Below are 20,476 nucleotides of genomic sequence, written 5' to 3'. Positions count from 1 at the left end.
TGGCGGGGCTGCGCGAGCCTGGCGCGGCGAAGTCTCCCCCGATTCTAGAAGAATCGGTGCCCGATTGCGCCGGGCCGCTGCAATCTCCGGTATCTTCGGGCGGCACTCTTTCGGTAAACTTGCGCCGTGGCGCGCGCATCTCGCCGGTTTCCGGCCGTGCTGGCGCGCCGAACCGATCCCTCTAGCCGCCGCTTCGCGCCCCCGCCATGACTCAGGACAGCCGTTTCCCCAATCTTTTCATCCTCGATCACCCGCTGATCCAGCACAAGCTGTCACACATGCGCGACCGGGACACCTCCACCCGCACGTTTCGCGAGCTGCTGCGCGAGATCACGCTGTTGATGGGCTACGAGATCACCCGCAACCTGCCGATGACCACGCGGCGCCTGACCACGCCGCTCGTCGAGATCGACGCGCCGGTGATCGCCGGCAAGAAACTGGCGATCGTGCCGGTGCTGCGGGCCGGCATCGGCATGTCGGACGGCTTGCTGGAACTGGTGCCGTCGGCGCGCGTGGGGCACATCGGCGTATATCGCGCCGCGGATCACCGGCCGGTCGAATATCTGGTGCGCCTGCCGGATCTCGAAGACCGCGTGTTCATTCTGTGCGATCCGATGGTCGCGACCGGCTACTCGGCCGTGCACGCGGTGGACGTGCTCAAGCGCCGCAACGTGGCCGGCGAGAACATTCTGTTCCTCGCGCTGGTGGCCGCGCCCGAAGGCGTGCAGGTGTTCCAGAACGCGCACCCGGACGTGAAGCTGTATGTGGCTTCGCTCGATTCGCATCTGAACGAGCACGCGTATATCGTGCCGGGTCTCGGTGACGCGGGGGACCGGCTGTTCGGGACGAAGAACTGAAGGCGGGTTGAAAGAAGGGGCGGCGGCGGGCGGCAATCGCCGTTGCCGCCGGGCATGTGCGTGTCAGGCCGGAACGATCGACAACTCGAGTCGCTTTCCCAGTGCGGCGAGCGCCGCCGCGATCGTGTCGATCTTGGTCGCGTGACCGAGGTCGATCACACGCTGGATGTCCTGCGAACGCGTGTGAAGGCGCCTGGCGAGTTCGGCAGGCGACACTTTTTGCGCCAGCATCTCGTTGAGCAGCAGCACCTTTGCGGCCAGGCTGGCAGGCAATTCGATCAGCGTTTCGCCGCGCCGCACCTTTGACGGCAACGGCACCGGGCGCTTGTCTTCGAAGTAGAAATCCATCGCGGTCGCCAGCGCGTCGGCCGCCATTTCACGCGCTTCCTCGAGTGTGCCGCCGCTGGTCAGCGCCTCGGGAATGTCACGAAAGGACACGGTAAAACCGCCTTCATCCGGTTCGATGCGTGCGGGATAGCGAAACATAGGTCAATCTCCGGTGGTGCGTAAGGGAAAGGCTCGGGCGGTGACGAAGCCCCTCGCGGGGCTTGCCTCTATTTGCATTTCAGTTGTTTGAGAATTGCTTGACGAAGCGGCTCCGAGATCTCATGAGCGGGATGCCTCGGCAGCGTGGTCTGCCGACCGTTCAGATACACCTTCAAATGCTTGCTGCCTTGCTGGAAAGTCGCTCCCTGGTCAGCGAGCCAACGTCTGAACTCGCTTTGCTTCACCGGCCCTCCTGTGTCCGTGAACACAGCGCCAATTATAAGCATAAATGTTTACAAACGAAGCGCCTGCGGCCGCCTGAAAAACCCGCTTGGCCAGGTCCATGTGCGCCGACGAGCCGCTGCCGCCTGCTTTCCGCGCACTTTCCCGCCACGCGCCCCTCTGCCACGCCCCATCGGCGTGATAAAATTCGAATCCGCTCAAGGAGCGGCTCAACTTGCACCGCCCGCTTGCACCATCGGCACCCGCGCCTCGCGCGTCGCGCCTTTACGCGGAGCCTGTGGTAACCGGCGCGGTTGGAGCGGCACTCAGCCGTGCGCTGGCCGCACGCCTCGTCCCAACCCCAACCGCGCTGCCGACTTTCTGTCCCGTGAGCCGGGGCCGGCCGGGCGTGATCAAGCTGACAGGTCTAAAACCAGACTGACATCGGGCAGCCAGGCGGTCCGGCATGGGGCGGGTCCGACCTCGAGGCGCAAGACCGCGATTCGCACGCGCAAGCGGCCGGCATCGCAACGACAATTGCACAATGCGTGCGCCCCGCTGGCGCGCGCGACGGAGAAAGGTATGGCGGGTCATTCGAAGTGGGCCAACATCAAGCATAAAAAAGCAGCGGCCGATGCCAAGCGCGGCAAGGTCTGGACGCGGCTCATCAAGGAAATTCAGGTCGCGGCGCGCATGGGCGGCGGCGACATCGACTCGAACCCGCGTCTGCGGCTCGCCGTCGAAAAGGCGTACGACGCCAACATGCCCAAAGACAACGTCAACCGCGCGATCCAGCGCGGCGTGGGCGGCGTGGACGGCGCAAGCTACGAGGAAATCCGCTACGAAGGCTACGGCATCGGCGGCGCGGCGGTGATCGTCGATACGATGACCGACAACCGCACGCGCACGGTGGCCGAAGTGCGTCACGCGTTCTCGAAGAACGGCGGCAACATGGGCACGGACGGCTCGGTGTCGTTCATGTTCGATCACGTCGGCCAGTTCCTGTTCGCGCCCGGCACGGCTGAAGACAAGCTGATGGAAGCCGCGCTCGAAGCCGGCGCCGACGACGTCGTCACGAACGACGACGGCAGTATCGAAGTGCTGTGCCCGCCGAACGATTTCCCGAAGGTGAAGACCGCGCTCGAAAGCGCGGGCTTCAAGGCCGAGCTGGCCGAGGTCACGATGAAACCTCAAACGGAAGTCGAATTCACTGGCGACGACGCAGTGAAAATGCAGAAGCTGCTCGACGCGCTGGAGAATCTGGACGACGTGCAGGAAGTCTATACAAACGCCGCCATCGCCGACGAATGAGCGCGCCCCCGCGGCGCGCGGCGCGGGTTCGCACCGAACACCGCGCCACGCCGCCGGCCGGCCCTCGCGTCGTTGCTGAACGGGCGTTGGCGGACGCTAGCGGGTCCTCGCGCCCGCTGCCCGCCACGGTTACTCCGGTTCGCTTATGTGCCCTGCGCCACTTCCCGGCTGCGAGCGCTGTGCGAATCTTGCTGATATCCACGGCTGAGCGCGCGCTGCGTCGGCCGTTCATGGTTTTTAAGTCTCGGGGATTCTCATGAAGTTACTCGTCGTCGGTTCCGGCGGTCGCGAACATGCGCTCGCATGGAAGCTCGCGCAATCGCCGCGGGTCCAGCTCGTCTACGTGGCGCCAGGCAACGGCGGCACCGCCCAGGACGAGCGTCTGCGCAACATCGACATGAGCGAGCCCGCCGCGCTCGCCGATTTCGCCGAGAAAGAGCAGATCGCCTTCACGCTGGTCGGGCCGGAAGCGCCGCTCGCCGCCGGCATCGTGAATCTGTTCCGCTCGCGCGGTCTGAAGATTTTCGGGCCGACCAAGGAGGCCGCTCAACTCGAAAGCTCGAAGGATTTCGCCAAGGCGTTCATGAAGCGTCACGCGATCCCGACCGCAGAATACGAAACCTTCGCCGACGTCGCCGCCGCGCACGCGTATCTGGACGCCAGGGGCGCGCCGATCGTCATCAAGGCCGACGGCCTCGCCGCCGGCAAGGGCGTGGTGGTCGCGCAAACGCTGGAAGAAGCGCACGCGGCGGTCGACATGATGCTGTCGGACAACAAGCTCGGCGACGCCGGCGCGCGTGTCGTGATCGAGGAATTCCTCACGGGCGAGGAAGCGAGCTTCATCGTGATGGTGGACGGCAAACACGTGCTGCCGCTCGCGTCGAGCCAGGACCACAAGCGCCTGCTCGACGGCGACCAGGGCCCGAACACCGGCGGCATGGGCGCGTATTCGCCCGCGCCGATCGTCACGCCGCAACTGCATGCGCGCGTGATGCGCGAAATCATTCTGCCGACCGTGCGCGGCATGGAGAGGGAAGGCATCCGCTATACGGGCTTCCTGTACGCCGGTTTGATGATCGACGCGCAAGGCAATCCGAAGACGCTCGAATTCAACTGCCGCATGGGCGACCCCGAAACGCAGCCGATCATGGCGCGTCTGAAGGGCGACTATTCGAAGGTGGTCGAGCAGGCAATCGCCGGCACGCTCGATACGGTCGAACTGGAATGGGACCGCCGTACCGCGCTGGGCGTCGTGCTCGCCGCGTACAACTATCCTGACACGCCGCGCAAGGGCGACCGTATCAGCGACATTCCCGCTGAAACCTCGGATTCGGTCACGTTCCACGCCGGCACCACGCTCGCGGACGGCAAGCTCACCACCTCGGGCGGCCGCGTGCTGTGCGTGGTGGGCCTGGCGGACTCGGTGCGCAGCGCCCAGTCGGTCGCGTATGAAACGATCAACCAGATTTCGTTCGACGGCATGCAGTATCGGCGCGACATCGGCTACCGGGCGCTGAACCGCAAGCACGACGCCAGGACCGAAGGCAAGCAGTAGGCCATGCCCCACTCGCCCGCGTGCGGCGCCAACGGCGCTACACTGCGGGTTTTCGCGACCGGTTTCGCGGCCGTTTCCGTGCTCATTGCATCAGGCGATGCCGATATCGGCTCATGCGGGCCAATAGCCCGACTGCCCGGCGCGAATCACCGTACCGCCGCGCCTTCGCAGGTTCATCCTGCCGATGGCCCGGCCGTCGCCCTTCACGTAGAACCCGCGGCACGACGAGCGTGCCGCCCTCAGCACCTGCATTCATGAACGATTCGAGCTTCGACGCACAGGCCGTGCGCAGCTGGCTGCAAGGCCTGCAAACGCAGATCGCGGACACGCTGGGCGCGTTCGACGGCACGCCGTTCGCAACCGACGCATGGCAGCGCGCCCCCGGCGAGAAGCTGCGCGGCGGCGGCTGCACGCGGATCCTGGAAGGCGGCAACTTCTTCGAGCGCGCCGGCATCGGCTTCTCCGACGTCGCGGGCGACGCGTTGCCCGGTTCGGCGAGCGCGGCGCGCCCGCAGTTGGCCGGGCGCGGCTTCGAGGCGATGGGCGTGTCGCTCGTGCTGCATCCGCACAATCCGCATTGCCCGACCGTGCATATGAACGTGCGCTTGCTGGTCGCCACCAAGGCCGGCGAGGAGCCGGTGTTCTGGTTCGGCGGCGGCATGGATCTCACGCCCTACTATGGCTACGAGGAAGACGCACGGCATTTTCACCGCGTCTGCCGCGACGCGCTGCAGCCTTATGGCGCGGAGCTTTACCCGAGTTTCAAGCGCTGGTGCGACGAGTATTTCTTCCTCAAGCACCGCAACGAACCGCGCGGCATCGGCGGGATTTTCTTCGACGATTTCTCCGCGCCGGGCTTCGCTCAATCGTTCGCGATGGTGAAGAGCGTCGGCGAGGGATTCCTCGAGGCGTATCTGCCGATCATCGAAAAGCGCCGCAACATTCCATATGGCCAGGCCGAGCGCGATTTCCAGGCTTACCGGCGCGGGCGCTACGTCGAGTTCAATCTGGTGTTCGACCGTGGCACACTGTTTGGGCTGCAAAGCGGCGGACGCACCGAATCGATTCTGATGTCGATGCCGCCTGTGGTGAACTGGCGCTACAACTGGCAGCCCGAGCCGGGCACGCCGGAAGCGCGCCTTTACAGCGATTTTCTCGTGCCGCGCGAATGGGTGTGAGGCCGGGCCGGCCCGCACGCCCCTTCACGTGGACACGACAAAGGATCCTCACCTGAAGCCGAACGCTCATCCTGTCGCCCTGCCTCGCCGGATCGGACTGCTCGGCGGCACGTTCGATCCGATTCACGACGGCCACCTCGCGCTCGCGCGGCGTTTCGCCGAGGTGCTGCGCCTGACCGAACTGGTGCTGCTGCCGGCCGGTCAGCCGTGGCAGAAGTCGGACGTGTCGCCGGCCGTGCATCGACTCGCGATGACACGCGCCGCGGCAAGCGAACTGGTGCTGCCCGGCGTGGCCGTGCGGGTCGCGACCGACGAAATCGAACACGACGGCCCCACCTATACGGTCGACACGCTGCAACGCTGGCGCGAACGCGAAGGCGGGCAAGCGTCGATCGCGCTGCTGATCGGCGCGGATCAACTCGTGCACCTCGACACATGGCGCGACTGGCGGCGCCTGTTCGACTACGCGCACATTTGCGCGGCCACGCGGCCGGGCTTCGACCTCGCGTCGATTCCAGCGGCGCTGGCGCGGGAAATCGACGCGCGCCGCGCCCGCGCCGAGGTGCTGCAAGCCACGCCCAGCGGCCACTTGCTGATCGATACGACGCTGGCGTTCAACGTCTCGGCCACCGACATTCGCGCGCATCTGCGCGAACAGGTGAGCCGGCGGCTCGCCCAGCACGCGAGCGGCGAACCGCAAGACCAGAAACAGCGCGAGCGCGCGCAAGCAAGCCAGGACCAGGCCAAGGCCGTGAGCCATGTCCCCACCGCGGTGTGGGACTATATTCTTCAACATCATCTGTACCACCGGTAATCTCATGGATATTCGCAAACTGCAACGCGTGATCGTCGACGCTCTCGAAGACGTCAAGGCGCAAGACATCAAGGTGTTCAACACCAGCCACCTGACCGCGCTGTTCGATCGCGTGATCGTCGCGAGCGGCACCTCCAACCGACAGACCAAGGCGCTCGCTTCGAGCGTGCGGGAAGGCGTGAAGGAAGCCGGCGGCGACATCATCAGCACCGAGGGCGAGGACATCGGCGAATGGGTGCTGGTCGATTGCGGCGACGCGGTCGTGCACATCCTGCAACCGGCGCTGCGCCAGTACTACAACCTCGAGGAAATCTGGGGCGACAAGCCGGTGCGCATCAAGCTGTCGACGCCCGATCCGTTCGGCGGCGCGCGCTCGAGCGAGCCCGAGGACGAGGACGAGGAAGACGAAGCGCCCGCCGCGAAGCCCGCGCGCAAGGCGACGGCGCGCCGCAAGTAAGCGCGCGTTGCCGGCCCGCCGCGTCGTCCGCAAGACAAGTTCGCGACCGCATTCGTGATGAAACTGCATATCCTCGCCGTCGGCCACAAGATGCCGGACTGGATCGCCACCGGCTTCGACGAATACGCGAAGCGCATGCCGCCCGAGCTGCGCATCGAGCTGCGCGAGATCAAGCCCGAGCAGCGTTCGTCGGGACGGCCGGCGGAAAGCGTGATGGCCGCCGAGCGGCAGAAGATCGAAGCCGCGTTGCCGAAGAACGCGCGCATCGTCGCGCTCGACGAACGCGGCAAGGACTGGACCACCATGCAGCTTGCGGGCGCCCTGCCCGGCTGGCAGCAGGACGGCCGCGACGTGGCGTTTCTGATCGGCGGCGCCGACGGGCTCGATCCCGATCTGAAGGCGCGCGCCGATATGCTGCTGCGCGTGTCGAGCCTCACCTTGCCGCACGCGATGGTCCGCGTGCTGCTCGCCGAGCAGCTTTACCGTGCGTGGACCATCACGCAAAATCACCCCTATCATCGCGCGTGAGCGAAACGGCTGGCGCCGCGCGGCAGGGCGATCGGCTCGTTGCCTCGTTGCCTCGTTGCCTCGTTGCCTCGTTGCCTCGTTGCCTCGTTGCCTCGTTGCCTCGTTGCCTCGTTGCCTCGTTGCCTCGTTGCCTCGTTGCCTCGTTGCCTCGTTGCCTCGTTGCCTCGTTGCCTCGTTGCCTCGTTGCCTCGTTGCCTCGTTGACTTGCGTTGCCGCGCATCTGTGCAAATGCTTATCCCTGCATCAAGCCGTGCGATTACGCACGCGGGTAAGCAGGCAAGCGCGCACGCCTCGCTGAGCGCGCATGCGCCCGCGCGTCGGACTGCGAGCAAGGCTCGCGCGACGCCGCGAGCAACGCGCTCACTCGCAGCTTGACGCCATCCGTTTCATCGAGACCTGTTCATGCCCATGCCCGCCGACTCGCTGCATCCGTTCGTTTATCTCGCCTCCCAAAGTCCGCGCCGCCAGGAGTTGCTGCAACAACTCGGCGTGCGCTTCGAACTGCTGCTGCCGCGTCCCGATGAAGATGCCGAGGCGCTTGAAGTGGAACTGCCCGGCGAGCACGCGCGCGACTACGTGCAGCGCGTGTGCGTCGCCAAGGCGCACGCGGCCCGGGCGCGCCTCGTAGCGGGAGGACATGCCGCACGGCCGATCCTGGTTGCGGATACAACCGTCACGATCGACGACGCGATTCTCGGCAAGCCGGTCGACGCGGACGACGCCGTCACGATGCTCGCGCGCCTCGCCGGACGCGCTCACGAAGTGCTGACGGCCGTTGCCGTGGTGGACGCGCAAGGCGCGCTGCTGCCCGCCGCGCTATCGGTGTCGAAGGTGCGTTTTGCTGCAATGCACGCAGACGCGATCCGTCGCTATGCGGCGAGCGGCGAGCCGCTCGGCAAGGCGGGCGCCTACGGCGTGCAGGGACGCGCCGCCGAGTTCATCGAGCATATCGACGGGTCCTATTCAGGTATCATGGGTTTGCCGCTTTTTGAAACCGCTGCGCTCCTGCGCGCAGCGCGCATCGACTTCTAAAACAACACCATGAATGAAGAAATCCTGATCAATGTCACGCCGCAGGAAACGCGCGTCGCGCTCGTTCAGCAAGGCGCCGTCCAGGAACTTCACGTCGAGCGAACGCTGTCGCGCGGGCGCGTCGGCAACGTCTATCTGGGCAAGGTCGTGCGCGTGTTGCCGGGCATGCAATCGGCTTTCATCGACATCGGTCTCGAACGCGCCGCGTTTTTGCACGTAGCCGATATCTGGCATCCGCGCATTGCCGGCGAACCGCAGCATCAGGCGCCGCATCAGCCGATCGAGAAGATCGTGTTCGAAGGGCAAACGCTGATGGTGCAGGTCGTCAAGGACCCGATCGGCACCAAGGGTGCGCGGCTCTCCACGCAAGTGAGCATTGCCGGGCGCACGCTGGTGTATCTGCCGCAGGAACCGCACATCGGCATCTCGCAGAAGATCGAAAGCGAGGCCGAACGCGAAGCGGTGCGCGCGCGCTTGACCGCAGTGCTGCCCGCCGATGAAAAAGGCGGCTACATCGTACGCACGATCGCCGAAGATGCAAGCAGCGAGGAACTCGCCGGCGACGTCGCGTATCTGCGCAAGACGTGGGCGACGATCATTTCGCAAGGCCAGCGCATGCCGCCCACCAGCCTGCTGTATCAGGATCTGAATCTCGCGCAACGCGTGCTGCGCGATTTCGTCAACGACGAAACGTCGCGCATTCAGGTCGACTCGCGCGAGACGTATCAAATGCTCGCCGACTTCGCCGCGGAATTCACGCCGGCGGTGTCGTCGAAGCTGCATCACTACACCGGCGAGCGGCCGCTCTTCGATCTGTACAACATCGAGGCGGAAATTCAGCGCGCGCTGTCGCGCCGGGTGGAGCTGAAGTCGGGCGGCTATCTCGTGATCGACCAGACCGAAGCGATGACCACCATCGACGTGAACACCGGCGGCTACGTCGGCGCGCGCAACTTCGACGACACGATCTTCAAGACCAATCTCGAAGCCGCGCACACCATCGCGCGGCAATTGCGGCTGCGTAACCTCGGCGGCGTGATCATCATCGACTTCATCGATATGGAAAACGTCGAGCATCGCGACCAGGTGCTGGGCGAATTGAAGAAGGCGTTGTCGCGCGATCGCACGCGCGTGACCGTGAATGGTTTTTCGCAGCTCGGGCTGGTGGAGATGACGCGCAAGCGAACGCGCGAATCGCTCGCGCATGTGCTGTGCGAGCCTTGCCCCGTGTGCCAGGGCAAGGGGCAAGTCAAGACGCCGCGCACCGTGTGCTATGACGTGCTGCGCGAGATCCTGCGCGAATCGCGGCAGTTCAATCCGCGCGAGTTTCGCGTGGTGGCGTCGCAGCAGGTGATCGATCTGTTTCTCGAGGAAGAGTCGCAGCATCTGGCGATGCTGATGGATTTCATCGGCAAGACGGTGTCGTTGCAGGTGGAGTCGAATTTGAGCCAGGAGCAGTACGACATTGTGTTGATGTAGGGTTTACCCTTTATCATCCCAGATCACCAAACACCCATCAAAGCCATATCCGACAAGGCTTCCCTTTTTCGATGAATTTTCCCGTATCATTTCGGATCATCCAAGCGCGCCCTTGATGGGTAGCTAGATGGGTAGCTAGAAACGCTATTACTCCGGAGTGCGGCCGCTGATGGCAAAGATTGAATCCAACCTGCTGAGTGACTTGCAACTGCGCAAGTGGGTGCGCGCGGCCGTGCCCGTCGCGAAGTCGGATGGCGGCGGCCTGACTTTCACGCTGTCAGCCGCCGGCGCGGCAACCTGGGTGCTTCGCTTTCGGCACGGTGGCCGGCGACAGGAGGTAACGCTTGGTCGCTATCCGGACATGACTCTTTCCGCGGCACGCGCTGCGGCCGCTAAGCGTCGCGTCGCCATCGCCGATGGCGTCAACCCGGCAGATGAGGTCCGCAAGGTAAAGGCGCGCAAAGATTGGACTGTGCGACAACTCATCAAAGACTATCGCGAGAAGGTCCTGGTCACTCTCGCCGATAGCACACAGCGCAGCTACGGCCGAAACCTCACGCGGGTTGAGAACGGCATGGGCGGAATGTCGGTCCAGTCGGTCGGCCCCGCTGACATCGTCGCGGAAATCGAGCGGCACGACATCGGATGGGTTGAGGCGTTCACGTTGTGGTGCGTGCTGCGCGGCATATTCAAACACGCGGCCGGCAAGAAGGTGATCGTCGCTAGTCCATGCGCCGGCATACAGCTCGAGGCAATCATTGGCAAGCGGCCAGAAGTCCGCAAGCGTCTGATGCTGACCGATGCCGAGATTGGCGTGCTGATGAACGCGAAGATGAACACCGAAAACCTGCTGTCTGTTCGTGTGTTGTTAGCTACTGGCGTGCGCATATCCGAGTTGTTCACGGCGCTGCGCGAGCACGTCTATCTCAACGAGGCGCGCTGGCATATACCCAAGAGCAAAACCGGACCCGAGATGGACATCCCACTGGCGCCAAGCGTGGTCGACTGGTTTCGCCAGCTAGACGGGATCGCCGGTGAGTCGGTGTACATTCTGCCAGCCCGGCTTCGTACGCGATTTGAACGTTTCGACGGCGACGCCCACGTGTCGAAAGACGCGCTGCGCGAGGCGATCGATTTTTGGATCGACAATCACGGGCCGAAGATCCGGCGCTTCACCCCTCACGATCTGCGCAGCACGATGAAAAGTCACATGCGCAAGCTTGGCGTGCCGCGCGAGATCAGCGAAATGTGCCTGAACCACAAACTCGCCGGGGTGGAAGGCATCTACGACCAGCATACCTACTACGACGAGCGGCGCCATGCGCTCGAGCTTTGGGCCCGCTTCATCGCGACATGCCAGGCGGGCGAGAAATGGAATGTAGTACCGTTCAAACAGACGGCGTAACGGTGCGCCGCGCCTAGCCCGACGGGGCGAATACCGGATGCCCTATCCGGTCGGCGCGGCTCCCAAATAGGGTCTTGCTACAGGGCAAGCAATGCAGAAGATCGAATTCGGAACGTCCGATTTGCCGGATAGCTTCCGGCTGAACCGATACGATACGTGCGCCGGTTGGGGCGCACCAGAATGGTGGCATGCACTCGCCCATCGATACCCGATTCACGGTTTCTCTTACCTTACTCCGGAAGAGCTGGCTGAGGACGAGGACAACCCCGACATGCTCGACATTCTTCAAGGGAACGCCCTCGCTTTCCTTGAGAAGCCGCTACCAGCTGTAGAGGGTGAGAAGCGCCCATTCCCGGCCTACGGCATGAATTGTCCGATTAGGGATGTTACTGGCGCAGACTACTACGACGGGTTATTCAAACTGAACAGCATGTGGTACGAGACTCACGCCGCTCTCGCACGTCGCGCGTGTCATCGTGCCGGCGTTATGCCGTTCGAGGAAATCGATGATGAGGCGGACGGCCACGAAGCATTCTCGCAGCTTGAAGAGATTCCCGCGTGGGCGCTACATCGTGAAGCGTGCGAACCGGCAGACCGTTTTTGCATTCAGGTCCAACTCGGCGCGTCCGATGATGATCTGGTGGGTGAGTTTAAGGCATGGCTCAAGCGCATCCGCAAGGAGGCAGAAATCCCACAGATACCGAAAGCATTCGACGCCTCACATTTCGCCGATTGGCATGAGAAGCGCCTACTGCCGTATCTGGACTTAACGTTGTGGGCGAGATTGCACGGTGGTTCCTTCAGTCTCGCTGCGCTCGGATACGCGCTATTTCCCGACGAGGCTCTGCGTGGCTCGAAGATGCGAGACGTAGAGCCAATGGTTCGGCGAACGACTGGGCCCCGCGCTCGTGCTCTTATTAGCTTAGAGGTTATCGCGACGCTCAATCGCCAAGTATGGTCTTCGGCATAAAAACCATGTGTTTTCTTTGCCGTCACAAAAATCCCCTCTATTCGTGACGGCATAAAAGCGGGGTTGCTCGTGCGACGGCACAACATAACAGCCGTTATCGTGGCTCGCACCAACGACTTTTGATCTATTTAATCCGTGTTGCCCGCTCATTTTGAATCAGCGCGGCGCAACACTAGACGGGCAGTGTCGCGCCGCGCTCCACGGAGTGACACATGACTGCCAGCCTTCCCAAGGCGCTCGCCAATTTCGGCGTGTTGCCAGACGACGCGCACATCGACGTGCGCACTGTCGCCGCCCTCTTCGGTTGTTCCGTTCCCACCATCTACCGCCGCGCGCGCGCCAAGCAGATTCCGGCGCCGCGCAAATTCGGCTCGAGCACTCGCTGGAATGTCGGCGAGATCCGCGGCGCCCTGATGCCGAAGGCCGCATAAATGACGGACAAAAAAAAGGCCAACCCGAAGGCCAGCCGGAACGAAGAAAACCTCAATTGCGGATCCAATGCTAACACCGAGGCCGACCGCCTGGTGCGCTTCCTGGATGCAGTGAAGAACGCCAGTGAGCGCGTGCGCGTCGACGTGAAGACATACCGCGGCAAGACCTACATCGATGTCCGGATCTGGTATGTGACGGCCGACGGCGAGTATCGCCCCTCGAGCAAGGGCGTAATGATCAAGCCAACACTCGCGCCTGAGCTACTGCGCGGCATCGCCCTGGCGGCGCAATCCTTCGATCCGAAGGAGGCTGCCTAATGTTGCCCATCGCACTGCGCCACGCTGGAAATGATGGCTTGATGAATCACCCTAGGGGTGATATTGTTCGAAGCACAGGGCTATGCATTCCGCTGTGCCCAACATTCCGCAAGGAGCCCTCCATGAAGCCGAAGCTTCGCGTTTCCGCACGCCCATACGAGACAAATTCGAATGAAATATCAGCCACCCAGCAGAGAAACGCTGCGCCAATTGAAGGAGCGCCTTGGGTACACCAACGGACAGATGGCGGACCTGTTCGGGGTATCAACCGGAAGGCAGTTTCACAAGTACCTGTCGGACGAGGACAAGCGCGAGATGGGATTTCACGTGCTGATGTACGGCGCCATGCAGTTGGCCTTGATGGCCGGCCCGGTAACGAACATCCAGCAGGTATTCGACGCGGCTCAGTCGATCGGTGCAATGATCGAGATGCAGTAATCACCGCGGGCCACTCGCCCGCATACCTCCCGCAAAACCTCACCCAGATCATCAATTGCGCTCTGCACGCGGCTGCGCTTGAGCCGACGCCGAACGGCGCTATCGACGTTCTCGGCGCTGCACTCGTCCGCCTGGCCGAAATTGCTCGTGCGGAGGTGTCGCATGGCTGATAGCAAGCAAATCGCTATGCGTGCCGATACAGAGCTGTCGGCAGCGGCGCAGGCCCTTCGCCACGCGAACGCCCTTTTCGACGCACTCCGTTACCTCATATCGGCAGGCGATTTGAACCGGGTCGACACTAGTTCCCTCGCGGAGATCGGCGCCGACCTTGCCGGCACGTACGCAGAACGCGCCGCAGGCGAAGCAGAGTTCTTTGAAGGAGCGGCACGGTGAACACGTCCAGCGAAAACTCCATTCTCAGCATAACCGCCTTGCACCGCTTAATTGACAACGCAGCCGGTGAATTGGCAGTTGCCGAAGAAGTACTTATTGACCTGTGCGCACTCTTTGAAGCGATCGTCGCAGCGACCAAGGGCCACGAACTGGCGCATCGACTTGCCGCCCTCGGTGTTCGAACGGCGGATGAATATCGCGAATCTTTCGAAGGCGCGAAGGAAACGTACAACCATCACAGCCGCAAAATCATCGACGCTACAAACGCGGGCTCAGTTGGACGTACGTGCATCTGCAGCGCTGAGCACTCCGCACGGGAGTTTGCATGACCCATCACCATGACTTGGGCGTACCGGTGGGCGACGGCGAATACGCGAGCCCAGCGAAGTTCCTGCTGATGTCCGCATTTCTGGTGTACGAGGCCAAGAAAGCCGGCAGCGATGTCCGCCTCGCAGCGCGCAACATCCTCGACGAGATTTTCGAGTCGGCAAAGGCTGGCGGCTTCATGAAAGGAGAGATCCTCGAAACGCTGATGTCGAGGTGCGAGAAGTCGCAGCGCGTATGGACGCTCGCCGTTGAGGCGACGGAAGCAATTGGCGATACGGAGGCGTTCATGTCTGCCTTGCGGCGCGCTGGAATTCGGATGGAGGGCGTTGAGTGAACGCGATCATTGACGACCACCAGCGAATCAGGGATGCGCTTTCGTTCATCCCTCCGACCATCGAACGCGAACAGTGGTTTCGCGTCGGCGCTGCGATCAAGCACGAAATGGGAGCCGACGGCTTCGAGCTATTCGATACCTGGAGCCGGGGCGACCCCGCCTACATCGAGGCAGATACGCACGACACATGGCGCTCGATTCAGGCCGGCCGGGGTATTACCGGGGCCACGCTGTTCGCGATAGCGAAGGAATACGGCTTTGACCCTCGCTCGCATAAAGCGATGGTGATCGACCCGGCAGAGATGGAGCGCCGCCGTACCGAGCGCGCCGCTCGCGCAAAGCGCGACGCAGAAGCGCGCGTAAAACAGCACAAGCAGGCGGCGACGCTAGCCGCGGTCATTCTGAAAAAGACCAAGCCGGCTCGCGATGATCATCCGTATCTGATGCGCAAGGGGCTCGCCGCGATCTCCACATTGCGCGAGATCGACGTCGACCGCCTTCAGGCTTTGATCGGATACAAGCCGCAGTCCGGCGGCGATGCTCTGACCGGCCGGATTCTTATCGCGCCGGTAACCATCGGCGCAGCCGTTACCACGGTTGAAATGATCGACGAGACGGGCCGCAAGTCGGCGTTGGCGGGCGGCGAGAAAGCCGGCGGCGCGTGGATCGCGTCGAGGCCGGGTAAGACCGCCGCCCGATACCTCATCGCGGAGGGCGTGGCGACAACGCTATTCACGCTGAATATCTGGAAGATGAAGCAGACCGCTTTTCCACTGCTCAACGAGGGTTTGCACGGACAAATCAACAGGCTGAGTTATTACTCGTCGCTCGGCTGGAGGAAAAACGAAGTCCTCCTCGTCATCGGACTCCCCGAGATCCGCCAAATTTTCGTCTATTTTCTTTGCCATATCGTTCTCGTTGGACCTAATAAGGTGCGGCCGGTCGATACGCCTCTGCATCGACCCGCGTTCGCGCGGTCCGTACGGTCTCGTAAACTGAGGTTTTTTTCAACATGCTTGAGGATAGGGACACTTGGGCCGGGCGATCAAGTCTCGAGCCAAACGACTGCCACCCTACGCCGTGGTAACAGTCACCAACGTGGGTCGAAGGCCGGCCAAGGTGACCACAATCGGGTGGCAGGCAGGCCGCGGAAAGAAAGCAAAGCATTTTGTTCAGAGCGTCACGCACGACGGCATCGCATCGACGTTGTCCGCGATCGCGCTAGGCAACTTGCCTGAATCTAGCGCTGCTTGAATGGCAGGCGCTAAATCTTTCTGCGGAAACCCGTTCTCGCGCAAGACCGTTTGAAGGCATCGGCGACTCAAAGCGGCTGATGCCTTGGGGCTGTCATTGACGACAAGACATGCTTCTTGGAAGTCCCCTGCTATATGCGCAGGGACTTCGTTGGCGGGTTTGGGTCGCGTTGCCCCGCGCGGAAATACCAGCATCGGTTTGATGATCGATTCACCACTCTGATTATTTCCATACAGGTAGATGATGGCCTGCTTGCACGACGGACACTCCATGCTTGATGTTCGCCACCAAAAACCGCCCGTGCGTCCACCGTTACCCTCGCTGCTGGATAGATAACTTTGAACATATGCTGGGTGAATTTCGACTGCGCAATGCGGACACTTCATTTGAATCCCCGATTGATTTTGTCGGAGGCAATGTCTCGTAAACTTGTCCTCATCGCAAGCTTCGTCGTTGCTCAGCCAAGATGGGTAGCTAGATGGGTAGCTAGATGGTTTTTCCCGCCCTATGAATCCTCAAAATCGTTATTCATAAAGGCTCGACACATCCTCATCAAGACAGTACGACATCGTGTTGATGTGAACCGCCATGCATGATCGACCGGCCTGGAATGCGCCAAGGGTGGCCACCGGATTCTCGATCGGCGATGTAATTGCCGCAGTCCTTTTATTCCGTTCGAAAGCGCATGCAATTGGCATTCGGGTCGCCCTGGCGATTGACAACAGGGCGCAACAAACGCCTAACAATTTGGCATAAAAGGTCGCGGCCAACCGTCCGCGCGCCGCTTTTTAAGCCCCGCTCAGCGGGGCTTAATTGTTCTGCGAACCGGATCAGTGTCGATGTTTCATCAAATCACGAAGATGATGCTCCCTGAACCACTGGCTTAGCCGCTCCTCATTGCTGGATGCGGCCCAAATCGCAGCGCCACATGCAACGACGACAATCCCCAACAAAATCGCCAACATTGAATCCGACATGGCGGCCTCCTTATCAGGTTGCGACCATGCTTACATTTTAGGCGATGATCAATCGGCAATTTGACGTTGGCAGTTCGCGGAAAATTAACCTAGTCTATTCGTTAGACGCAAATAAATAGAGCCTTCGGCCGAACACGAGGAATGACACGGGAGATATATGAATATCCTTATCGACCAGGATATTGCGCATATCGGTCGCGTGATGCGGCTGTCGTCGTATGGTGAGCTGGGTGATCCTCATCTCTCAACTCATTACTGGCGACAGCGGCTCAACGCGCTCCTCGATTACGACCACCTCACGCAAGCGCAGCTTCGCGCAGTGGACGGCCTCCTATTGGAACTCGACGAACTCACCGACGACAGTCCGTATTAGATCGGTTCGCTCAAACCGATTGCCAGGCAACGACGAGGAGGGATGTGCCATGCACGCCGATCGAGTTCAATACAAGACATCGACCATCATGCCGCTGGCGCCCATTTCGATACCGGGCTATGCGGCGATGGCCGTGGTGACGCATCGAAACGGCAAGCGGGAGACGTTCGGCATTCTGGGGTACTTTGCGTCCGAGAAGGCGGCCTGTCAGTTCGCTATCGAGTACGCGAAAGCCCGTATCGATGGACGTCGTCGGCCCGTGCCGGGACGCGAAGGCCAACAAGCCGCTACCCCCGCGGCAACGCCGCCTCGATAAACACCGCGCACAACGCCTCCATCCCCTTCGCGTCTTCTTCGTCGAAACGCGCGACGACCGGACTATCCACATCCCATACGCCGATCAGCGTGCCGTCGGGCGCGACGAGCGGCACGACGATTTCCGACTGCGATGCCGAATCGCACGCAATGTGCCCCGGAAACGCGTGCACGTCGCGCACCACTTGCGTCTGCCGGGTTTGCGCGGCCGTGCCGCAGACGCCCTTGCCGAGCGCGATGCGCACGCAGGCCGGCTTGCCCTGGAACGGGCCGACCACCAGTTCCCGGCCGTCGTGAAAGTAGAAGCCGGCCCAGTTCAGATCGCTCAGCGAATGGAACACGAACGCGGAAAAATTCGCGGCGTTGGCGATCCAGTCGGTTTCGCCGGCGAGCAGTGCGCGTGCCTGCCCGATCAGTTCTTCGTATTGCGCGGCCTTGGGCAGATGCGTGGTGGAGGAGACTTCGAACATGGCGACGTCCGTGATGAAAGCGAAAAGAGGAACAGCAAGGCCGTGCAGTTTAAATCAAGCGGCCATTTCGTTCAGCACGGGTGCCGATCCTCATTCGACACCGAGAATCACGCTCGATGCCTTGAAAATCGCCGTTGCCGACTGGCCGCTCGCGAGACCCAGGCGTTCCACGCTTTCGTTGGTAATGATCGCCGCGATGCTTGCGCCGCTCGTCCCGCCCGCGCTGATCGTCACTTCGGAATTCACCGCGCCCTTCGTCACCGCGGACACCGTGCCGGCGATGCAATTGCGCGCCGACACCTGGTGCTTCTCCACGTCGACCATCACGATCACCGACGATGCCTTGACCAGCGCGAACGCCTTCTTTCCTGGCGCAAGCTCAAGCGACGTGGCGCTACCGTGTGTGACGATCGAGACGATCTCGAGACCGTCGTCGGTGCGCAGCGTGACTTCGTCGTTCACCGCGCCGCGTTTGACTGCGGTCACTTCACCGGCGAATTGATTGCGGGCGCTGGTTTGCATATCGTTCTCCTGGTTTCGTGGATACCTGGTTGAAGCAGCCTCGCAAAATGCGTTTCGAGGCAAGGGGTCGAACAAGCAAGGCGAGTGTAGCGGACCACTCGCCGCGCGTGGCGGGATCGTGCGAGGCGCGCTATCGCCTCAGTAACTCCATCCGCTCCGGTCAGCCCCGGCCCGTTTCGATCCGCATCGACCACCCCGCCCCGCCGCGCGACACCGTATCATCGTGCCCTGGACCTTCCACGCCGAACCCTATGCCTGTCGCCGTTTTTTCCCGCCTTGCCGCCGCGTTGCCGAGCGCCTGCCGCGCCGCCGCGCTGTGCACCGCCTTCGCCGCTCTGGCGACGATCGCCGCCTGCAGCAACCCCTCGTCGCCGCGCGACGCGCATGTGCCGCTCGACACCGTCGCGCTCTACCCGATCGCCAATTACGACCAGAACGTCGACCACTGGCTGGAGCCGGATAGCCCGAGCTACGACCAGCCGTTCCTGAGCCCCGCCGAACAGCGGGCGCACTTCAAGGCGCTCCACGCGCGCTACTTCGGCACCGGCACGAGCGCGCCCTCGCCGTGGAATTCCGCTTACGTGACGATGCGCGTCTACCGCCAGCAAGGGGCGGACATCGCCGCGTTGCAAGAGCGCCGCATCGCCAAGTTCGACAACACCGGCAAGCGCGGCGCGGCCGTCGGCTACGGCGAAAATTTCCGGCCGCACGACAAGGCGTGGATCGACACCATCGCGCAAAACATGGACGTCGGGCAGTTCACGCAGGAACCCGTCTACCAGCCGGAGCGCCGCGCGATCGCCACGAGCAACCTGATGGTGCGCGAACTGCCGACGACGGACCCCTCGTTCTACGACCACCGTCTGGCCGGCGAAGGCTATCCGTTCGACAATCTGCAAATCTCGGCCGTGCGGCCGGGCACGCCGCTGTACGTATTGGGCGGCAGCGCCGACGGCGCATGGCGCTACGTGCAAACGCCCGACGTGCAAGGCTGGGTGCGCAGCGACGGGCTCGGCATGGCCGACGAGCGCTTCGTCGACAGCTGGCGCGCCGCCGCGGCAAAGTCGCTGGGCGCGGTGATGGTGGCCTCGGCGCCGATGCGTGACAGCCGCGGCGTATTCCGCTTCGATGCGCCGGCGGGCACGCTGCTGCCGCTCGCACCAATCGCGCCCGCCGATCCGCGAGCGGGCAAGGCAACCAGCCCCGACGCCCCCATCGCCCGCAAAGTCCTCGTGCCTGCCCGCGATGCGGACGGCCACGCGCTCATTCGCAGCGCCGAACTCAGCGGCGCGCAAATCGCTCCGATGCCGCTCGCCGCCACCCCGCGTCATCTGGCGACGCTGCTCAAAGCGCTGATCGGCCGGCCTTACGGCTGGGGCAACAGCGGGCTCTACAACGACTGCTCGTCGGAATTGCAAAGCATCTTCGCGGCCTTCGGCGTATGGCTGCCGCGCCATTCGTCGACGCAGATGAGCGCCGGGCGCATGACCGATCTATCGGCGTCCACGCCCGCGCAGCGGCTCGATTATCTGGCCGGGCACGGCGAACCGATGCGCACGCTGATCTACATCGGCGGCCACGTGATGCTTTATCTCGGCAACACGACCCGCAACGGCGTCGCGGTGCCGGTGGTCTATCAGGACGTGTGGGGGCTGCGGCCCGCCGACAACAGCCGGCGCGCGGTGATCGGCGGCTCGGTGATCCTGCCGCTGCTGGAACACATCCCCGAGGACGCCGCGCTGCAATCGCTCGCGGCGACGCCGATTTTCCAGATCAGCATCCTCGGTGCGCCGGACGGCGGCGTGGCAACGCCGCCTGACGACGACAATCCTGCCGGCTGAACGCCTCGCCGGTCCTGGACCATGCATGCGGCCAGCCAGGCGCTGCGTCCGCGGCAGGCGGAAACACACGGAACCGCACACCCGTACTCAAAAATATTTTTCCCGGAGTGTCGATTCAACGGCGCGGTGCTCGTCGTAACGTTGAAGACCTGGCTCGCGCAGCCGGTCTTTCACCTCACGAACCTGTTA

The 20,476-nt window shown here is 62.8% G+C and carries 26 protein-coding genes; 21 read left to right on the top strand and 5 right to left on the bottom strand.

From position 1 onward, the window contains the following. Positions 1–206: 206 nt before the first annotated feature. Positions 207–857: a uracil phosphoribosyltransferase gene (upp, locus tag CUJ90_RS05000; RefSeq protein ID WP_073429538.1), complete on the top strand. Its 651-nt coding sequence runs from the start codon at positions 207–209 to the stop codon at positions 855–857. A 63-nt stretch (positions 858–920) separates the two neighbouring features. Here the strand turns inward: upp and CUJ90_RS04995 are convergent, their stop codons facing one another. Together CUJ90_RS04995 and CUJ90_RS04990 are read right to left on the bottom strand one after the other, a co-directional pair. Continuing rightward, a complete protein-coding gene (locus CUJ90_RS04995) occupies positions 921–1,343 on the bottom strand; it encodes a type II toxin-antitoxin system HicB family antitoxin (RefSeq protein WP_114162125.1) in 423 nt (140 codons plus the stop codon). Between the two features lie 68 nt (positions 1,344–1,411). Then, positions 1,412–1,630 carry a type II toxin-antitoxin system HicA family toxin gene (locus tag CUJ90_RS04990; RefSeq protein WP_340638536.1) on the bottom strand — a complete coding sequence of 73 codons (219 nt, stop codon included), beginning with the start codon at positions 1,628–1,630 and terminating at the stop codon, positions 1,412–1,414. A 517-nt stretch (positions 1,631–2,147) separates the two neighbouring features. Between CUJ90_RS04990 and CUJ90_RS04985 the strand changes: the two genes are divergently transcribed. The 17 genes from CUJ90_RS04985 (at position 2,148) to CUJ90_RS04900 (ending at position 15,773) form a co-directional block, all read left to right on the top strand. After that, the gene (locus CUJ90_RS04985; protein WP_083085213.1) at positions 2,148–2,876 is read left to right on the top strand and encodes a YebC/PmpR family DNA-binding transcriptional regulator; all 729 of its coding nucleotides are present in this window, start codon (positions 2,148–2,150) and stop codon (positions 2,874–2,876) included. A 256-nt stretch (positions 2,877–3,132) separates the two neighbouring features. Continuing rightward, the gene (gene purD / locus CUJ90_RS04980; RefSeq protein ID WP_073429534.1) at positions 3,133–4,431 is read left to right on the top strand and encodes a phosphoribosylamine--glycine ligase; all 1,299 of its coding nucleotides are present in this window, start codon (positions 3,133–3,135) and stop codon (positions 4,429–4,431) included. A 254-nt stretch (positions 4,432–4,685) separates the two neighbouring features. Continuing rightward, the gene (gene hemF, locus CUJ90_RS04975; RefSeq protein WP_073429533.1) at positions 4,686–5,609 is read left to right on the top strand and encodes an oxygen-dependent coproporphyrinogen oxidase; all 924 of its coding nucleotides are present in this window, start codon (positions 4,686–4,688) and stop codon (positions 5,607–5,609) included. Positions 5,610–5,637: 28 nt separating this feature from the next. Next, positions 5,638–6,423 (top strand): nicotinate-nucleotide adenylyltransferase, encoded by a 786-nt coding sequence (locus tag CUJ90_RS04970; protein WP_235004882.1) that lies wholly within the window; start codon positions 5,638–5,640, stop codon positions 6,421–6,423. A gap of 4 nt (positions 6,424–6,427) precedes the next feature. After that, complete coding sequence (gene rsfS, locus CUJ90_RS04965) at positions 6,428–6,880, top strand: ribosome silencing factor (protein ID WP_114162124.1); 453 nt, start codon at positions 6,428–6,430, stop codon at positions 6,878–6,880. A gap of 57 nt (positions 6,881–6,937) precedes the next feature. Continuing rightward, positions 6,938–7,408 carry a 23S rRNA (pseudouridine(1915)-N(3))-methyltransferase RlmH gene (gene rlmH, locus CUJ90_RS04960; RefSeq protein ID WP_063495252.1) on the top strand — a complete coding sequence of 157 codons (471 nt, stop codon included), beginning with the start codon at positions 6,938–6,940 and terminating at the stop codon, positions 7,406–7,408. A 402-nt stretch (positions 7,409–7,810) separates the two neighbouring features. Beyond that, positions 7,811–8,440, top strand: coding sequence for a Maf family protein (locus tag CUJ90_RS04950; protein ID WP_073429531.1), 630 nt, complete (start codon positions 7,811–7,813; stop codon positions 8,438–8,440). Between the two features lie 9 nt (positions 8,441–8,449). Beyond that, entirely contained in the window at positions 8,450–9,919 is a 1,470-nt protein-coding gene (rng, locus tag CUJ90_RS04945) for a ribonuclease G (RefSeq protein WP_073429530.1), read from the top strand. A gap of 169 nt (positions 9,920–10,088) precedes the next feature. Then, positions 10,089–11,324: a tyrosine-type recombinase/integrase gene (locus CUJ90_RS04940; protein ID WP_114162123.1), complete on the top strand. Its 1,236-nt coding sequence runs from the start codon at positions 10,089–10,091 to the stop codon at positions 11,322–11,324. A 91-nt stretch (positions 11,325–11,415) separates the two neighbouring features. Continuing rightward, on the top strand, positions 11,416–12,294 hold the full coding sequence (locus CUJ90_RS04935) for a DUF6387 family protein (RefSeq protein WP_114162122.1): 879 nt from the start codon (positions 11,416–11,418) through the stop codon (positions 12,292–12,294). Positions 12,295–12,506: 212 nt separating this feature from the next. Further along, on the top strand, positions 12,507–12,725 hold the full coding sequence (locus CUJ90_RS04930) for a helix-turn-helix transcriptional regulator (RefSeq protein ID WP_114162121.1): 219 nt from the start codon (positions 12,507–12,509) through the stop codon (positions 12,723–12,725). Next, a complete protein-coding gene (locus CUJ90_RS04925; protein ID WP_114162120.1) occupies positions 12,726–13,043 on the top strand; it encodes a transcriptional coactivator p15/PC4 family protein in 318 nt (105 codons plus the stop codon). Positions 13,044–13,214: 171 nt separating this feature from the next. After that, positions 13,215–13,481, top strand: a complete 267-nt coding sequence (locus tag CUJ90_RS32605) for a hypothetical protein (RefSeq protein ID WP_073427807.1) — start codon at positions 13,215–13,217, stop codon at positions 13,479–13,481. Between the two features lie 162 nt (positions 13,482–13,643). Then, positions 13,644–13,874, top strand: coding sequence for a hypothetical protein (locus tag CUJ90_RS04915; protein WP_114162118.1), 231 nt, complete (start codon positions 13,644–13,646; stop codon positions 13,872–13,874). Beyond that, a complete protein-coding gene (locus CUJ90_RS32315) occupies positions 13,871–14,203 on the top strand; it encodes a hypothetical protein (protein WP_152035331.1) in 333 nt (110 codons plus the stop codon). Before CUJ90_RS04915 ends, CUJ90_RS32315 begins: the two co-directional genes overlap by 4 nt. Further along, the gene (locus CUJ90_RS04905) at positions 14,200–14,535 is read left to right on the top strand and encodes a hypothetical protein (RefSeq protein ID WP_114162116.1); all 336 of its coding nucleotides are present in this window, start codon (positions 14,200–14,202) and stop codon (positions 14,533–14,535) included. The genes CUJ90_RS32315 and CUJ90_RS04905 overlap by 4 nt, the downstream gene beginning before the upstream one ends. Next, positions 14,532–15,773 (top strand): PriCT-2 domain-containing protein, encoded by a 1,242-nt coding sequence (locus CUJ90_RS04900; RefSeq protein WP_114162115.1) that lies wholly within the window; start codon positions 14,532–14,534, stop codon positions 15,771–15,773. Before CUJ90_RS04905 ends, CUJ90_RS04900 begins: the two co-directional genes overlap by 4 nt. Here CUJ90_RS04900 and CUJ90_RS04895 read toward each other — a convergent pair. Further along, entirely contained in the window at positions 15,708–15,983 is a 276-nt protein-coding gene (locus tag CUJ90_RS04895) for a DUF4145 domain-containing protein (RefSeq protein WP_114162114.1), read from the bottom strand. The two genes, CUJ90_RS04900 and CUJ90_RS04895, sit on opposite strands and share 66 nt — an antisense overlap. 940 nt (positions 15,984–16,923) lie before the next feature. Here CUJ90_RS04895 and CUJ90_RS04890 point away from each other — a divergent pair. Together CUJ90_RS04890 and CUJ90_RS04885 are read left to right on the top strand one after the other, a co-directional pair. Further along, a complete protein-coding gene (locus CUJ90_RS04890; RefSeq protein ID WP_083085225.1) occupies positions 16,924–17,139 on the top strand; it encodes a hypothetical protein in 216 nt (71 codons plus the stop codon). A gap of 49 nt (positions 17,140–17,188) precedes the next feature. Continuing rightward, entirely contained in the window at positions 17,189–17,455 is a 267-nt protein-coding gene (locus tag CUJ90_RS04885; protein ID WP_083085227.1) for a hypothetical protein, read from the top strand. Here the strand turns inward: CUJ90_RS04885 and CUJ90_RS04880 are convergent. Together CUJ90_RS04880 and CUJ90_RS04875 are read right to left on the bottom strand one after the other, a co-directional pair. Beyond that, positions 17,427–17,924 (bottom strand): GAF domain-containing protein, encoded by a 498-nt coding sequence (locus CUJ90_RS04880; RefSeq protein WP_114162113.1) that lies wholly within the window; start codon positions 17,922–17,924, stop codon positions 17,427–17,429. The two genes, CUJ90_RS04885 and CUJ90_RS04880, sit on opposite strands and share 29 nt — an antisense overlap. A gap of 90 nt (positions 17,925–18,014) precedes the next feature. After that, on the bottom strand, positions 18,015–18,446 hold the full coding sequence (locus CUJ90_RS04875) for a TOBE domain-containing protein (RefSeq protein ID WP_114162112.1): 432 nt from the start codon (positions 18,444–18,446) through the stop codon (positions 18,015–18,017). 251 nt (positions 18,447–18,697) lie between these two features. Here CUJ90_RS04875 and CUJ90_RS04870 point away from each other — a divergent pair, with 251 nt between their 5' ends. Next, the gene (locus tag CUJ90_RS04870; protein ID WP_114162111.1) at positions 18,698–20,287 is read left to right on the top strand and encodes an SH3 domain-containing C40 family peptidase; all 1,590 of its coding nucleotides are present in this window, start codon (positions 18,698–18,700) and stop codon (positions 20,285–20,287) included. Positions 20,288–20,476: the final 189 nt, after the last annotated feature.

The organism is Paraburkholderia terricola, from assembly GCF_003330825.1.
Lineage (GTDB): Bacteria > Pseudomonadota > Gammaproteobacteria > Burkholderiales > Burkholderiaceae > Paraburkholderia > Paraburkholderia terricola.
Note: the sequence above shows the minus strand (reverse complement) of the source record. Positions and strands in the feature narration are given on the sequence as shown.